This window comes from Rathayibacter sp. VKM Ac-2928 (assembly GCF_022815545.1).
GTDB classification, from domain to species: Bacteria; Actinomycetota; Actinomycetes; order Actinomycetales; family Microbacteriaceae; genus Rathayibacter; species Rathayibacter festucae.
The window spans coordinates 183,927-199,626 of the sequence record NZ_JALGRU010000002.1; the positions used below are offsets into that span (position 1 = coordinate 183,927).

Sequence of the window (15,700 nt, forward strand, 5' to 3'; positions counted from 1 at the left end):
GGAGTGGCGGTTGCCCTCGCGCGCCGCGGGGCCGTCCCACGACCCGCGGAGGAACCCCCATGCCGTCATCGAAGCCCGCCAGCCGCACCACGAGTGAGCAGCGGAAGGAGCACGCCGAGCAGTACTCCGCCGCGGCGCGCTACGCGTCCGAGGCGTTCGGCACGTTCCTGCTCGTCGCGGGCGGCGTGGGCACGGCGATCTTCGCCTCCGCCTTCCCGGACAGCGGCAACGCACTCGGCGTCGGCTTCCTCGGCGTCGCGCTCGCCTTCGGGCTCACGCTGGTCGCCGGGATCTACGCCGTCGGCCACATCTCGGGCGGCCACTTCAACCCGGCCGTCTCGATCGGCTTCGCCCTCGCGGGGCGGACGTTGTGGCGGCACATCCCCGGCTACATCGTCGCCCAGATCGTCGGCGGAATCGCGGGCGCCGGAGTCGTCGCGCTGATCGCGGCCGACGGGCCGGCCGGCTACTTCGACGCCGCCCGCGACTCCGGCTTCGCCTCGAACGGCTACGGCGCCGCCTCCCCCGGCGGCTTCGGGCTCGGCGCGGTGATCCTGGCCGAGGTCGTGCTGACGGCGGTCTTCGTCGGCGTGATCCTCTCCGTCACCGCGAAGCGCGAGTACAAGTCCGTCGCCCCGATCGCGATCGGCCTCACCCTGACCCTCGTGCACCTGATCAGCATCCCGATCAGCAACACCTCGGTGAACCCGGCCCGCTCGATCGCGGCCGCCGTCTTCGCCGGCCCCGACGCCCTCGGCCAGGTCTGGGTGTTCCTGCTGGCGCCGCTGCTCGGTGCGGCGATCGCCGGCCTCGCCTCGAAGACGTTGCACCGCACCCGCTGACGCGCGGGGTCCGGCCGGTCGCCGCGTCGACGACGCAGAAGTTGCGGTAGCCGAGCGCGACTACCGCAACTTCTGAGGAATGGGGGCCGCCCGGTGGGCGGGGCGAGCAGCAGGACGGAGGCGGGCCCCGGGCTGTGCAGCGCTCCGGCCGTGCAGAACATCAGCTGAGGGGGCCGCTCGACCGCGATGGGCGATGAGTGCGCGTCTCGGCTGATGTCGTGTCGCACCGATCGCGCGGGATCTCGATGCGCCCGCAAGCGGGCTGCTCGATCAGCATGCAGTGGGAGCGGTCGCGACACCTTTGCTGGTCGAGTAGCCCCGGAGGGGCGTATCGAGACCACACGCGCTCAGGACGGGGGATCTCGATACGCCCGCTGCGCGGGCTGCTCGATCAGCATGCTGCGGCGGGCGCGTCAGCCGACGAGCATCGCGAAGCCCTGGGCGGGGAGGGTGACCGGGGTCGCACCCGTGGCGGGCGATTCGCTCACGAGGGTGCCGTCCTGCGCGTAGACGCGGAGGGTGCCGGTGCCGTCGACCGTGGTCGGCTGGGGCGACGCGGTCGAGTTGCGGACCAGCTCGGTGCGGCCGGTGTCGCCGACGAGGACGAGGCGCGAGACGACGGGGCGGACCAGCAGGGCGTCGAGCTTCGTCTCGCCGGAGAGGGCGCGGACCTCGACGGTGGTCGCGCTCGCGGGGAGGGTGCGGCGGAGCTTCTGCGGCAGCAGGATGCCGGACGCCTCGGTGACGCCCTGCGCGCCGACGGTGCTGGTGAGCACGTCGAGCGGGCGGCGGCCCGAGTTCCAGAGGCTGATCGGGGTCTTCTCGGTGCCGCGCTCGGCGGCGAAGATCACGGCCTCGACCAGGCGGTCCTGGGTCGCGGAGCCGACGGGGATCGTCGCGGACCGGCGCCAGTTCGAGAGCGACAGGTAGGAGCCGCTCCAGCCGGACTCGCCGGTCCAGGCCGACTCCGGGGTGACGACCGTGCCGCCGCGGGCCGACTCGGCCTCGACGAGGCGGAGGCCGTCGCGGCTCGCCTGGGTCGTGACCGCGGTCGCGCGGGCGGCGACGGACGGGTGGGCGTCGAGCGCGAGCATCGAGAGCAGCCCGTGGATGGTGCTCTCGGCGCCGCTGTTGCGGTTGACGCTGCCGTCGGCCTGGACGCCGTCGTAGGTGACTCCGGTCGCCGGGTCGTAGACGGGGGCGCCGCTGAGATTGAGCCCGAAGAACCAGGCGCCCTGCACGCCCGCGAGGTCGAGGTAGGCGCTCGAGCCGGTCGCGTCGGCGAGGGCGAGCGAGTTCTGCAGCCGGGAGTCCGCGCCGTAGGCGATCTGCACGCGGTCGGTCGGCGTCGGGTTCCAGCCGTTGTCCGGGCCGCCGGCGGTCAGCAGCTCGGGGGCGAAGCGCGCGGCGTCGACGACGGCCGGCTCGAGGAGCGACGCGTCGCCGAGCGCGACGGACGAGGCGGCCAGGCCGCCCGCCATCTGCGAGGACCAGGAGTGCCAGAGCGAGCGCGACTTCGTCCAGGGCAGGATCGCGCCGTACGGCCAGGAGGTGGTGTCGCCTTGAGTCGTGGTGCGGGCGTAGGCGGCGACGCCCTCGGCGAGCTTCGCGGTGCTGGCGCGCACAGCGGCGTCGTCGGGTGCGGCCGCGACGTAGGCGGAGAGGCCGAGCAGGGCCTCCGCGGTGGCGTCGGCGCCGTCGACGATCAGCCAGGCGGGCACGTCGACGCCGTCGGCGACCGCGTACTCGCCGTAGCGGGTGAGCACCTCGCGGTCGACGGCGGAGACGCCGAGGCGCAGGCGCTCCTGCAGGAAGGCGGCGAAGTCGGGGTCCTCGTCCTGGAACGCGGCGTAGCCCTCGCCGAGCGCCCAGAGGGTGCGGGCGAGCCAGTAGCTGTCCTCGGAGTCGCTCGGGTCGGGCAGCTCGACGGGCTCGGCGCTGGGGTTCAGCTCGCCGTCGGGCTGCATCCAGAGGACGACGTTGCCGGCGTCGTCGCCGTCAGTGGTCTGGAAGTAGGCGAGCGAGCGGAGGGTCTCGTAGGCCTTGTCGCGGCTCGCCGTCGAGCCGGTCTGCTGCCAGTGCCGGAGGTAGACGACGGCGGCGCGGGAGACGTCGTCGGTGTTGTAGGCGCCCTGCGCCCAGTCGCCGGTCGCCGGGTCGAGTGGGCCGCCGCCGACGCGCTCGAAGGTGCCGCCGTCGCGGGCGTCGGCGTAGGTCCACGGGAGTACGAGATCCGGCTCCTCGGCGAGGCGGTAGGTGCTGTGGCCGGGCTGGGGCTCCGGCGTGGCGGTGTCGAGCAGGAAGTCGAGGTGCGCGGTGTTGGTCAGCGGCTCGGCGGCCTGGGCGGGGGCCGCGCCGACGGCGAGGCCTCCGGCGACGAGGGCGGTCGCGGCCAGGACGGCGGCGGCGCGGGGTCTGAAGTTCGTCATTGAACTCTCTCCTTGAAGGGGGGTGGTGGCTGGGGGTGGGGGATCTCGATACGCCCGCTGCGCGGGCTACTCGATCAGCATGAAAAGGCGCCCGCGGCGCGGGCCCGGAGGGGCATCGCCCGCGGGGCTCGGAGGGGCGACTGCATGCTGGTCGAGTAGCCCCGGAGGGGCGTATCGAGACCCGGCGCCTGCAGGACGGTGAATCTCGATACGCCCGCGGAGCGGGCTACTCGATCAGCATGAAACGGCGCCCGCCACGCGGGCTCCTCCGCGCCTACTCGTCCGTGCGGAGCAGGCGGGCCGCGCCGATCTTGGAGTCGGCCATGCCGTAGAAGACGTAGTGGCGGCCGTCGATCTCCTCGATGGCGGTGGGGAAGACGACGTTGGGGACGATGCCGCTGCGCTCCTCCTCGGTCTCGGCCTCGAGCAGCGGCTCGGAGGTGCGGGCGATCACCTTCGAGGGGTCGTCGGCGTCGAGGAGGATGGCGCCGGCCGCGTAGTTGACGTGCTGCTGCTGCGAGAAGGCGCTGTCGATGGTGCCGGTGACGCCGTGGTGCAGCAGGAGCCAGCCCTCGGGCACCCGCAGCGGCACGGGGCCGCCGCCGATCTTCAGCTCCTCGTAGGCGAACTCGGGGCCCGCGACGAAGCGGTGCCGGGTCCAGCGCGTCAGGTTCGCCAGGTCGCGGTCCACCTCGTCGACCGGCACGTAGCTGATCCAGATGCTCTGCCGCGGGTCGTCGACGCCCGCGGGCAGCCGCACGCCCTCCCCCGGCCGGGTCTCGCCGAGGTCCCACATCGGCCGGTGCAGCACCGCGAACGAGCGCGTGCCGTCCGGCGCCGCGACGATCTCGGGGAAGAACACCGTGTCCTTGTTGTGGAAGAGCCCGAGGTCGATGTCGAGGTCGTCGTCGTAGGCGAAGGTCACCGGGCCGAGGCGCCGCCACTCGCGCAGGTCCTCCGAGACGGCGAGCGCCGTCCGCGGCCCGAGCGGCCCGTACGCGACGTAGGTCATCACGTGCAGGCCCAGCGCCTCGATGAAGGTGACCCGCGGATCCTCGACGCCGGAGTGCGTCGCCCCGCGCTCGAAGGCGCGGTCGGGCGCCAGTACGACGCCCTGGCGCTCGACGCCGACGGGCACGCCGTCCTCGACGAGCACGCGGGCCAGGCCGATCCGCGAGACATTGCCGGCGGCGACCATCCGGGGCAGGAGGTACAGCTCGCCGTCGGGTCCGTGTCCGCTGCCGGGGTTGAGCACCCCCTCGGCCTCGAGCGGCTCGCCGGGGAGCGGCTCCATCACGACGCCGACGCGCTCGAGGCGGTACGGGACGGCGGTGCGGGTGGTGGCGGTGGTGGTGCCGGGGGTGGGAGTCATGGTCATCCTTTCACTCCGGATCCGAGATCCGTCGAGACGAAGTAGCGCTGGAACACGATGAAGAGCACGACGACGGGGGCGGCCAGCACGACGGCGCCCGCGAGGATCGCGCCGAACGGGTTGTCGGTCGACGACGCGACGTTGGAGATGTAGTTGGCGAGGGACACGGCGAGCGGCTGCAGCGACGCGTCCTTCGTGATCAGGAACGGCCAGAGGAACTCGTTCCAGGGGCCGATGAAGGTGAGCAGCACGGCCGTGACGAGCGCGGGGCGCACCAGCGGCAGCGCGATGTTCCACAGCAGCTTGATCTCGCCGGCCCCGTCGATCCGCGCGGCCTCGAACAGCTCCTTGGGCAGCTGCAGGAAGTACTGCCGGAAGATGATCACCGCCGTCGAGTTGATCGCGAACGGCAGGATCATGCCCAGGTGGCTGTCCGCGAGTCCGTAGTCGCGGGCGATCAGCACGTAGAGCGGGATCTGCAGCAGCTGGAACGGGATGACCTGCACCAGCAGCGCGAGTGCGAACACGGCGTTCCGGCCGCGCCACTCGAGCATCGCGAGTGCGTAGCCCGCCAGCACCCCGAAGACGATCGTGCAGAGCAGCACGCCGCCGGTGAAGATCCCCGAGTTGATCAACCCGGTGAGCAGGTTGATCCGCTCATTGACGTTCACGTAGTTGTCGAGGGTGAGGTTGCCCGCCTCGGGGATCGCCCCGGCCAGGGTGGGGTCGGGGTCGGTCTGCAGCGAGCCGATCACCATGTAGTAGAAGGGGAACAGGAAGACGATCGCGCCGAGCGCGAGCACCACGCCGCGCAGGATCACGGCCGATCGGCTCGAGGCCGGGCGCTTCCGCCGGGTCGGCGGGGCGGCGGCGGCGGGGACCGCGGAGGTCGCGCCTCCGGCACTGGCGAGCGTGCTCATGAGTTCCTCTCCCCGGCGAAGCGGTTCTGCAGGTAGGCGATGACGAGCACGAGCAGCACCAGCACGACGCCGATGGCCGAGGCCACGTCGGGCTGCCCCTGCTGGATGCCCAGCTGGTACATCAGCAGCACGGGTGAGGCGGAGGCGCCGTTGGGCCCGCCGCCACCGGTGAGCAGGTAGGGCTCGGTGAAGAGGTTCGCGCCGGTCACGGTGGAGACGAGCAGCACCAGCAGGGTCGCCGGCCGCACGCTCGGCACGGTCACCGACCAGAACTGCCGGATGCGGCCCGCGCCGTCGGTCGACGCCGACTCGTAGAGCTCCTTCGGCACGTTCTGCAGCGCCGCCAGGTACAGCAGGATGTAGAAGCCGAGCTGCTTCCAGGTGACGTAGAGCGCGATGATCGGCATCGCCAGCTTGTCGTTGATCAGCCAGGACGGGTCCGGCGCGAGCGGCCCGAGCAGGCTGTTCACGAGTCCGTTCCCGTTGAAGAGGAACAGCCAGACGCCGACGACCGCGACACTCGCGGTGACGTAGGGCACGTAGAAGCTGACCCGGAGGAACGTGCGCAGGTGCACGACCTTGTCCAGCGCCGAGGCGAGCAGCAGCGAGAGCACCACCGTCAGCGGCACGTTGATCACCAGGAAGATCCCGATGTTGCCGAAGGAGCGGATGACCTGCGGGCTCGAGAACGCGGTGACGAAGTTGTCGAAGCCGACGAACGGGCGCTCGACCTGCACGCCGGGGGCCGCGAAGAAGAAGTCGTGGAAGGCGATGTAGACGGAGTAGCCGACCGGGAACGCGAAGACCGCGAGCACGAACAGCAGGTAGGGGCTGCCGAGCAGCAGCCCGAACGGCTGCGGACCGAGGACGCGGCGGAGCAGGCTCCGCTTGTCCTGCGGCCGCGGGGCTCCGGCGCCCTGCGACGCCGGAGCCTTCGGGGCGAGAGTCGTCATCTCACTGCCGTCCGGCGTCTCACTGCTGGCCGGCGAGCCCGGTGACGGTCTCCGCCGCCCCGTCGAGCGCCGACTGCACGTCGCCGTCGCCGAAGATCACGGTCTTGCCCCAGGCGTCGCGGATCGCCTGCAGCATCTGCACGGTGTTCGGGCCGGAGGGCACCTCGATGGTGCGGCTCGCCTGGTCGCCGAAGCGCTGGTAGGCGGGGTTGGCCTCGAAGTAGTCGGCGTAGGTGGTCTGCAGGTCGGTGCGCAGCGGCATCTGGCCGGTGGTCTCCAGCAGCGAGCGATCCTGCTCCTCGCTGGTGGCGAACTTCAGGACGTCCCAGGCGGTGCCCTTGTTCTCGCAGGCGGAGTAGAGGCCGACGTTCTTCGCGTCGCTGAAGGTCCAGGTGTCCTCGGCGGGCGTGCCGTCGGGGGTGGGCACGGAGACGGAGCCCCAGTTCAGGTCGTCGTAGACCGAGACCGCCCACGGGCCGACGATCGACATCGCGGCCTGGCCGTCGGCGAACGCGTCGCCCTGGTACTGCTCGCGGCCGGCGAGGCCCTGGTCGTAGAGGCTCTTCCAGAAGTCGGCGACCTGGTAGCCGGCGTCGTCGGCGAAGGTGGCCTTCCCGTCCTCGACCAGCCCCGTCCCTCCGGTCGCCGCGGCGTAGAGCGGCATGAAGTCGAACTGGGTCTGGAAGAACTCGCTGGTCGGCGCGGGCTGGATCGCGGCGGGCGCGGCTCCGGACTCGACGAGGGTCTTCGCGGTGGCGGTGAACTCGTCGTAGGTGGCGAGCGACGGGTTCTCCGGATCGAGACCGGCCGCGGTGAAGATGTCCTTGTTGTAGAAGATGACGACCGGGTTGCTCTTCCACGGCATCTGGAAGTACTCGCCGTCGGCGTTCTGGTACTGCTCGGCGAGGTCGCCGCTGCGGGTCTCGATGTAGTCGACGCCGTCCTCGAACTCGGACAGGTTCACGAGTCCGCCCTGGCGCTCGAACTGGCCGACCGCGCTGGGCGCCGTGTTGAAGACGAGGCAGGGCGCGTTGCCGGCGGTGATCGCGGCGCCGATGACCTCCTCGCTGCTCTTGCCGGCCGGGATCTCCTGGCCGGTGATCTGCTCGTCGGGGTGGTCGGCGTTCCAGGCGTCGACCATGGACGTGCCCCACTGCACCTCCTGCTCGTTGTTCGAGTACCAGATGGTGATCGGGCCGGTCGCGGTCAGGTCGGTGGAGGCGCCCCCTCCCCCGCCGCTGCAGGCGGTCAGTCCGAGGGTCGCGAGCGAGGCGATGCCCACTCCGGTCAGCCAGCGTCTCTTCATCGAGGCCATGGTGTTCTCCTTGTTCTGCGCGTGCGCGGCGGTGCGCACGCGCGTCAGTGGATCGGGTTCAGGGGGTCGGGGTGCCGGTGGGTCGGGACCGCGGTGGCGCGGTCGAGTGGCGGACCACGAGTCCTGCGGGCTCGAGGTCGACGTCGGGGGCGGTGCCGTTCTCGATCAGGTCGAGGAGGGTCCGCGCGGCCGCCTCGCCCCAGCGCGCGGGCCGCGTGCGGGCCGAGGTCAGCGAGGGGTAGACGTGCGCGGCGATCTCGGAGTCGTCGAAGCCGGTGATCGAGAGGTCGTCCGGCAGGCGCAGCCCGCGGGTGTGCGCGACGCCGAGGCCGGCGATGGCCATCGGGTCGTTGGCGAAGACGATCGCAGTGGGCGGCACGGCGGAGTCGAGCAGGGTCTCGGTGGCGCTCGCGCCCTGGCCGGCGCTGAAGTCGGTGACGACGACGGGGCCCGGCTCGAGGCCGGCGTCGGCGCAGGCGCGCTCGAACGCCTCGCGGCGGCGGAGGGAGTGCAGCAGGTGACCGGAGCCGGCGACGTGCGCGATGCGGCGGTGGCCGAGCTCGGCGAGGTGCTGCACGGCGCCGGTGATGCCGGCGGTGTCGTCCATCACCACCGCGGGCGAGCTCGAGCCGTCGAGGCGGCCGAGCGTGACCGCGGGCAGGCCGAGCTCGGCCAGCAGCGCCGGGCGGGCGTCGGCCTCGCGCAGGTCGCTGAGGAAGACGCCGTCCACGCGGCGGTCGGCCGCGAGGGTGCGGTAGACCGCCTCCTCCGAGGCGCCCGGGTCGACGACGCTGAGCACCAGCACCCGGCCGTGCTCGGCGAGCACCCGCTCGACCCCCGAGATGAAGGCCGGGAAGAACGGGTCGGCGGCGATGACCTCGGGGTCGCGGGCGACCACGAGCCCGACGGCGAAGGAGACGCTGGTCGACAGCGAGCGGGCGGTGAGGCTGGGCCGGTAGCCGAGGTCGGCGGCGACGCGGAGGATCCGCTCGCGCGACTCCGGCGAGACGCCCGGCCGGTCGTTCAGCGCGAAGGAGACGAGCGCCTTGCTGACGCCGGCCGCGCGGGCGACGTCGAGGATCGTCGGTCGTGCCGCCATGGCCGTGCCTCCTGCTCGTCGTCGAGTCCGCGTCTGAACCGGTTTACTTAACCGGTTCAGGCACCGTAGCAGGCGCGTGCAGGCGGAGGGAAGCACCGGCGAGGCGCTGACCCCCGGATCGAGACCTGCGCCCGCCCGAACATGCTGGTCGAGTAGCCCCGAAGGGGCGGATCGAGACCGAACATCGCCAGCAGGGCGGGTCTGCAGACTCGCGTTCTGACGGCGATGGATCTCGAGACGCCCACTCCGCGGGCTGCTCGATCAGCATGGGGGCCCGCTGCGCGGGCACCTCGATCGGCATGCTTTCGCCAGCGGACCCGCGATGGGGCTCGCGCCGCGAGCAGGCCCCCGCCCGCGTCCACTCACGAGCGCCGACCTACGCGAGTGGACGCCTACTGGGCCCTGCGCTCCAGCAGGACCCCGTTCCGGGTCCACTCGCCGTACATGCTGGTCGAGTAGCCCCCGCAGGGGCGTACATGCTGGTCGAGTAGCCCCGCAGGGGCGTATCGAGACCCGACGTCGCCGGCAGGGCGGGACTGCGGACTCGCCTTCGGGCGGTGGTGGATCTCGATACGCCCGCTGCGCGGGCTACTCGATCGGCATGGGCCCGTCCCCGCGGGCAAGGCGTGGAGGCCCGCTGCGCGGGCTACCCATCAGCCGGGAGGCTCGCTCCGCGGGCTGCTCGATCGGCATGCAGACGGCCCGAGCCGTCGGCACGTCGAAACCCGACAGTTGCCGGAGAAGGTCTATGCATACGCATGCAGGGTGTGAGACAGTCGGTTGTCGCGACAGGCAACCCGAAACTGCCGTCGTGACGAAGACCTGAGTGGCACGGGCATCCCGAGCGGCGCACCTCGCGTGCGGCGCTGCCCCGCCGCTCTCACGCCCGCCGCCGGCCCGCCTCCTTCCGGAGCGCCCTGGCCGGCGCACCTCACCCCCAAGGACACCCTGATGAACGACACCCGCCTGCGCTCCACCCTGCCAACTCTGCCCACCTCGCCCGCCCTGCCCCGCCGCAGCGTCCTCTCCGGCGCCGCCTGGTCGGTCCCGGTGATCGCCGTCGCGATCGCCACGCCGGCCGCCGCCGCCTCGACCGCCCCCGAGGCCGACAAGGGCCCGATCACCGGCACCATCGCCTTCACGCCGGTCCAGTACCGCGGCACCCGCGCCGGCGACCGGGTCGAGTTCCCGGTGCTGACCGGTGTCGTCACCATCTCCCGCGGCCCGCTGCCGGCCAAGGTCTTCCTCAACTTCTCCGAGGTGAGCGAGGGACGCGTCGACCTGCGCCGCGACGCCGGCCGCTACGTCGCGGTCGACCCGGCGACCGGCCGCTTCGAGGTCCGCGGCGTCTACAACGCGATCGTCGGCGGCGACAACCCGTTCGGCTTCGTCTACGCGGGCGTCGAGGCGGAGGACGCCGACGGCGCCCTCTTCGGCTACACCGTCGCCGAGCTGATCGGCTGACCCGCCGACGGTCCCGCGAGGTCGGCGCGCGTCACCGGGCCAGGGCGGCCAGCTCCGCCCGGTTGTGCGCGCCGGCCTTGCGCAGCAGGTTCGACACGTGGAACTTCGCGGTGTTGCCGCTGATCCCGAGGTCGTCCGCGATCCGCTGGTTCGAGGCGCCGAGTGTGATCAGGTTCAGCACCTCGCGCTCGCGGGCGCTCAGCTCGGCGACGTCGAGCCCGTCCGGTTGAGCCGGCGGGTCGAGCGGCAGGCGGATCGACAGGGTCGAGCCCCAGCCCGCCGTCGACGCGATCGACAGCTCGCCGTCGAGGCCGCGCACGCGCTCCGCGATCGGGCGCAGCGCCTCGTCGCGGGTGGTCAGCTCGCCGCGGCCGTCGTCGCGGATCTCGACCAGCAGGTTCAGCCCGTCGCAGTCCCACTGGATCCGCACCCGCCGCGTCTGCTCCGACTCCACGAAGGCCAGCACCGCGCTCCGCACGATCGCGCGCGCCGCGTGCGCGACCTCGCCGGGCAGCGCGCGTCCCGTCGCCGGCGGCTCGACGAACTGCACGTCGAGATCGCCGAACCGCACCAGCGGGCTCAGGTCGCGCCGCAGCCGGGCGAACGCTCCGACCACCGGCTCGAGCATCGCGCTGCGCTGCTCGTCGGAGGCGGTGCGCAGCTCGACCAGCGCGTTCGCGGCGATGTCGATCGCGACGGTGCGGGCCGCCCGGTCGTCCAGGCGCTCGGCGCGCAGGGCGGCGAGCACCGACTCCAGCGCCACCGCGTGCCGGTCGGCCTGCTCGGCGACGGTGCGCGCGTGCTGCTGCAGCAGCGAGCGGGAGGCGGGGGTCTCGGCGGCGGTCTCGGCGGGCTCCATCCCTCGAACCTACCCGGCCTACCCGCACACGGCGCCACCCACCCGATCGGGTAGGCGGAACCGTCTCATCGGGTGGTGGGAGCCGGTGTCCCCCACGCGCAGGCTGGCCACATGCCCGCATCCACCGACGTCACCACCGACCCCGCCCAGGCCCTCGCCGCGATCGTCGCCGAGGTCTCGAAGGCGACCGCCGCGCTCACGACCGACCGCCTCGAGCCCGTCGCCGAGCTGCTCGCGGACGCCGAGCGCGTCTTCGTGCACGGCGCCGGCCGCTCCGGCCTCGCGCTGCGGATGACCGCCATGCGGCTGATGCACCTCGGTCTCGTCGTGCACGTGGTCGGCGACGTCACCACCCCCGCGATCCGCGAGGGCGACGTGCTGCTCACCGCGAGCGGCTCCGGCACCACCGGCGGCATCGTGCGCGCCGCGCAGTCCGCCGTCGACGCCGGCGCGCGGGTCGCCGCGATCACCACCGCCGCCGGATCCCCGCTGGCCGAGCTGGCCTCCGCCGTCGTGATCGTGCCGGCCGCCGACAAGCTCGACCGCTCGGGCGCGGCCTCGGCGCAGTACTCCGGCGGGCTCTTCGAGCAGGTCGTCGTGCTCACCGGCGACGCCCTGTTCCACGCGCTCTGGAAGCGCGGCGGCGCGAGCGCCGACGAGCTCTGGCCGCGCCACGCGAACCTCGAATGACGACCGACCCCACTCTCCTCCATACCCCCACCTCGACAGGAAGAAGCACCCCGTGAAGCTCCAGTTCGCCATGGACACCCTCAGCACCGACGCCGCCCTCGAGCTCGCCGCCGCGGCCGCCCCGCACGTCGACATCCTCGAGCTCGGCACCCCGCTGATCAAGAGCGCCGGCCTCTCGGCCATCACCGCCGTCAAGGAGGCGCACCCCGACAAGACGGTCTTCGCCGACCTCAAGACGATGGACGCCGGCGAGCTCGAGGCCGACATGGCCTTCAAGGCCGGCGCCGACCTGGTGACCGTCCTCGGCGTCGCCGGCGACAGCACCATCGCCGGCGCGATCGCCGCCGGCAAGAAGCACGGCAAGGGCGTCGTCGTCGACCTGATCGGCGTCCCCGACAAGGCCGCCCGCGCCCGCGAGGTCGTCGCGCTCGGCGCCGAGTTCGTCGAGATGCACGCCGGCCTCGACGAGCAGGCCGAGGAGGGCTTCACCTTCGAGACGCTGCTGCGCGACGGCGAGGCCTCGGGCGTCCCGTTCTCGGTCGCGGGCGGCGTGAGCACCGCCACCATCGAGTCGGTGCAGCGCTCGGGCGCCGTGGTCGCCGTCGCGGGCGGCGCGATCTACGGGGCGCCCGACGTGGGTGCGGCGGCTGCCGCGCTGCGCGCTGCCATCGCCTGATCGCCGCCATCGCCTGATCCCTCGGGGCGGCGTCGCGCGATTGCGCGCCGCCGCCCTCCTGCAGCTCAGCCCCTCAGACTCGCGCTAGGAAAGTCGCGGTGGCGCGATCAGTTCGAGGAAGCCGCCGAGCGCACCCTCGAGGTAGACGATGCGCGTACCCGCTCGGGCGCCGCTGGTCATCCGGTGGGGCGGACCGACCGGCCGCCAACCGTGCGCAGCACCCAGGCCCAGCACCCGGTCGAGGTCCGAGACCGTCAGCGCGATGTGCACCGTGCCGATGTCCGCGGGTGAGCCGGCTGCTCGAGCCGACCGAGGGGGGTCGTACTGCAGCAGCTCGACTCGGTGGTCTCCGAGTGTCACCACCGCTCCCCGGATCGTCGTTCCGTCGACACCCGTGGTCGCGACCGTGGTGTCCGCATCGAGCGTGAAGGTGCGGTCGAGTGTGAAGCCGAGACCGGAGCTCGATGAGCGAGAGGACATAGGCTCGCACGCATGGCAGCCGGCGCAGTGATGTACAACTTCGCGATACAGCTGGCCGATGTGGACCGCGGCGTCTACGAGGACATCACGCTGCGGGCCGCTCGGCACCCTTCCGAGACCGACGTGTTCATGATGACGCGCGTGCTCGCCTACTGCCTCGAATACGTGGAGGGGATCACCTTCAGCGAGGGGATCTCGTCGACGGCGACCGAGCCGGCGGTGCTGGTCCGTGATCTCACCGGCAGGTTGACCACGTGGATCGAGGTGGGCGCGCCGGATGCCGAGCGACTGCACTTCGGGAGCAGGCTGGCCGACCGCACGACGGTCTACACGCATCGCGACCCGGAGAAGGTGATCGCGGCGTGGTCCGGCAAGCGAGTCCACCAGCTCGAGCAGATCACCGTGCAGAGCTTCGACCACGGGTTCCTGGATGCCGCGGTCGCGGTACTCGAGCGCCGCAACTCGCTGACCGTGTCGGTCGTCGAGGGGCAGCTGTATCTCGAGTTCAACGGCGTGACGTCGAGCAGCGACATCCACGTGCATCAGCCGGGCTGAGCGTCGGCACCCTCGACGCGAACGGAAGGACCGAGTCGCGTCCTGTTGCACGTCGACGTCCGTCGACGACTGCATTCCAGGCGGAGGCACGGCCGTCACGACGGGCCGGGTGCAGTGCTCGTCGGTCTGCTGCTCGCGTACTAGGCGGTGCTGGAGGCGTTGATCGCGCCGACGTGCTCCTTGGAATCGTGGTACCGGGACCTGGTGCCGGCCAGGCCGGCTCGGGAGCCGGAGGAGAGCACGACGGTGAGGCCGCGACCCGTACTGCTGAAGTGTCCGACGTCGTGATCACGGCACCGGGAGCGGCCGTGGTCGCGGGGGTGACGAGGGAAGTCGATGTACAGCACCGCGGGTCGGCGGTCAGCAGAATCATGTCTTCGAACGAGGCAGAGAGCATCCAGTTCCCGGTGCAGCGGACTCACTGGGGCACCGGGGCTCTCAGCGACGCCGAGCCGGGCGGTCTTCTTGAACGTCTCAGTGCGCAGTGCGCGGTCGCCGCCGCCGCCGGTCGAGCCACCGTCGCCTGATTCCCGCGGCGCTGCGCGCCCTTCCTCAGGAACATCGCCCTCCTCCAGCGCCACCCCTCCGACTTGACCCCTCCCGCCCCCGCCCTCCATACTCGTCAAAACGAACTTTGAGTTCACCTAGTGAACTCCGCATCCCTCAACGACGAGCGGAAGGAACACCCCATGGGGTTGGCTGTCTGGGCCCTCATCGCGTACATCGCGGTCATCGTGATCTGGAGCGTCGCGCTCAAGCGCGGCATCGGCGAGGCCATGGTGGTCGGCTTCCTGGTCGTCTGCGCCTTCGGCGGCGGCGACTTCCTCCGCCTGGTCCTGGTCGGCATGCAGGCCGCCTTCGACCAGGAGATCGTGTTCGCCGCGCTGGCCTTCACCTTCATCGGCTTCCTGCTCGCCTCCACCGGCGTCATCGACCGGCAGGTCGACCTGCTGAACTCGCTGCTCGGCCGCCTCCGCGGCGGCGCGGGCTACGTCGCCACCGTCGGCTCGGCGCTGTTCGGCGCGGTCGCGCACTCCGGATCCGCGAACGCGGCGACCATGGGCTCGGTCGCGATCCCGTGGATGAAGCGCTCGAACTGGCCGCCGCACGTGGCCGCGACGCTGATCGCCGGGAACGCGGGCAACGGCACCGTCATCCCGCCGAGCGCCTCGTTCTTCATCCTGATCGGCACCGCCACCGTCGCGCCGTACATCTCGATCGACCAGCTGCTGCTCGCGATGTTCGCCGCCGCCGCCTGGTGCATCCTCTGGCGCCTGATCGTCGTCTTCTACTTCGTCCGCAAGTACAAGATCGGCCGCGTCGCCGCCGCCGACATCCTGCCGTTCGCCAAGTCGTTCCGCCGCGGCTGGACCTCGCTGCTCGTCTTCCTCGGCATCATCATCCCCGTCGTCGTCACCCTCGGCCCCACCGGCGAGGCGCTGACCGGCGTGCTCGGCGCGGACGTGATGGACGCGATCAGCATCATCGTCTGGATCCCCGTGCTGCTCGGCCTCTTCGCCGCCGCGCTGGGCTGGCGCGGCCTGCCGAAGTCGGGCCGGGAGTGGTACGCCTTCGTCGCGAAGACCGCGCCCCGCTACCGCGACATCGGCGCCACGCTGGTCTTCGCCTTCGCCGGCGGCGCGGTGCTCACCGAGCTCGGGCTCGCGGAGCAGCTCTCCACCGTGCTGAACGGGCTGAACGCCTCGCCCGTCGTGATGTCGGTGATCGTCGCCGTGATGGTCGTCCTGGTCGCCGGGCCGCTGAGCTCGACCGCGACCATCGCGACGATCGGCGGCATCGGCTTCAGCGTCCTCGTCGCCTCGGGCGTCGACCCGGTGCTCGCGGCGTGCGTCGTCCTCGTCGCCGCCTCCACCGAGGGCGCCTCCCCGCCCGGTGCCGCCGCGATCTACATCGCGACCGGCATCGCGCAGGTGAACCCGGTGAAGACGTTCGTCCCGCTGATCGTGCTCTACGTCCTCCCGATCCTGCTCATCGCCGCCCTCATCGGGCCGGGCTGGCTGCCGGTGCCGCACTGATGCGCGCCCG

14 protein-coding genes are annotated in these 15,700 nt (G+C 72.0%); 6 read left to right on the plus strand and 8 right to left on the minus strand.

Annotated elements, in window-relative coordinates:
- The first annotated feature begins 59 nt into the window (after positions 1-59).
- Positions 60-842 carry an aquaporin Z gene (aqpZ, locus tag MT350_RS08460; RefSeq protein WP_243599577.1) on the plus strand — a complete coding sequence of 261 codons (783 nt, stop codon included), beginning with the start codon at positions 60-62 and terminating at the stop codon, positions 840-842.
- Positions 843-1,255: 413 nt separating this feature from the next.
- Here aqpZ and MT350_RS08465 read toward each other — a convergent pair whose 3' ends face one another.
- From MT350_RS08465 to MT350_RS08490, 6 genes are all read right to left on the minus strand, one after another.
- Entirely contained in the window at positions 1,256-3,271 is a 2,016-nt protein-coding gene (locus MT350_RS08465; protein ID WP_243599576.1) for a hypothetical protein, read from the minus strand.
- 274 nt (positions 3,272-3,545) lie between these two features.
- Positions 3,546-4,643: a glycosidase gene (locus tag MT350_RS08470; protein WP_243599575.1), complete on the minus strand. Its 1,098-nt coding sequence runs from the start codon at positions 4,641-4,643 to the stop codon at positions 3,546-3,548.
- Positions 4,644-4,645: 2 nt separating this feature from the next.
- Positions 4,646-5,563: a carbohydrate ABC transporter permease gene (locus MT350_RS08475; RefSeq protein ID WP_123447430.1), complete on the minus strand. Its 918-nt coding sequence runs from the start codon at positions 5,561-5,563 to the stop codon at positions 4,646-4,648.
- Positions 5,560-6,516 carry a carbohydrate ABC transporter permease gene (locus MT350_RS08480; protein WP_123447429.1) on the minus strand — a complete coding sequence of 319 codons (957 nt, stop codon included), beginning with the start codon at positions 6,514-6,516 and terminating at the stop codon, positions 5,560-5,562. Before MT350_RS08480 ends, MT350_RS08475 begins: the two co-directional genes overlap by 4 nt.
- A gap of 19 nt (positions 6,517-6,535) precedes the next feature.
- Complete coding sequence (locus MT350_RS08485; RefSeq protein WP_279396360.1) at positions 6,536-7,831, minus strand: extracellular solute-binding protein; 1,296 nt, start codon at positions 7,829-7,831, stop codon at positions 6,536-6,538.
- 58 nt (positions 7,832-7,889) lie between these two features.
- Entirely contained in the window at positions 7,890-8,930 is a 1,041-nt protein-coding gene (locus MT350_RS08490; protein ID WP_243599573.1) for a LacI family DNA-binding transcriptional regulator, read from the minus strand.
- 951 nt (positions 8,931-9,881) lie between these two features.
- On the opposite strand from MT350_RS08490, the gene MT350_RS08495 reads away from it, so the two are divergent.
- On the plus strand, positions 9,882-10,394 hold the full coding sequence (locus tag MT350_RS08495) for a hypothetical protein (protein WP_243599572.1): 513 nt from the start codon (positions 9,882-9,884) through the stop codon (positions 10,392-10,394).
- A gap of 31 nt (positions 10,395-10,425) precedes the next feature.
- Here MT350_RS08495 and MT350_RS08500 read toward each other — a convergent pair whose 3' ends face one another.
- The gene (locus MT350_RS08500; protein ID WP_243599571.1) at positions 10,426-11,253 is read right to left on the minus strand and encodes a response regulator transcription factor family protein; all 828 of its coding nucleotides are present in this window, start codon (positions 11,251-11,253) and stop codon (positions 10,426-10,428) included.
- A 111-nt stretch (positions 11,254-11,364) separates the two neighbouring features.
- Between MT350_RS08500 and hxlB the strand changes: the two genes are divergently transcribed.
- Together hxlB and hxlA are read left to right on the plus strand one after the other, a co-directional pair.
- Complete coding sequence (gene hxlB, locus MT350_RS08505; protein ID WP_132435456.1) at positions 11,365-11,943, plus strand: 6-phospho-3-hexuloisomerase; 579 nt, start codon at positions 11,365-11,367, stop codon at positions 11,941-11,943.
- A gap of 52 nt (positions 11,944-11,995) precedes the next feature.
- Complete coding sequence (gene hxlA / locus MT350_RS08510; protein WP_243599570.1) at positions 11,996-12,619, plus strand: 3-hexulose-6-phosphate synthase; 624 nt, start codon at positions 11,996-11,998, stop codon at positions 12,617-12,619.
- Between the two features lie 84 nt (positions 12,620-12,703).
- On the opposite strand, the gene MT350_RS08515 is transcribed toward hxlA, so the two are convergent.
- On the minus strand, positions 12,704-13,099 hold the full coding sequence (locus tag MT350_RS08515; RefSeq protein WP_243615729.1) for a VOC family protein: 396 nt from the start codon (positions 13,097-13,099) through the stop codon (positions 12,704-12,706).
- A gap of 12 nt (positions 13,100-13,111) precedes the next feature.
- Between MT350_RS08515 and MT350_RS08520 the strand changes: the two genes are divergently transcribed.
- Together MT350_RS08520 and MT350_RS08525 are read left to right on the plus strand one after the other, a co-directional pair.
- Positions 13,112-13,654: a YaeQ family protein gene (locus MT350_RS08520; protein WP_243599568.1), complete on the plus strand. Its 543-nt coding sequence runs from the start codon at positions 13,112-13,114 to the stop codon at positions 13,652-13,654.
- 689 nt (positions 13,655-14,343) lie between these two features.
- A complete protein-coding gene (locus tag MT350_RS08525; RefSeq protein ID WP_243599566.1) occupies positions 14,344-15,690 on the plus strand; it encodes a TRAP transporter large permease subunit in 1,347 nt (448 codons plus the stop codon).
- Positions 15,691-15,700: the final 10 nt, after the last annotated feature.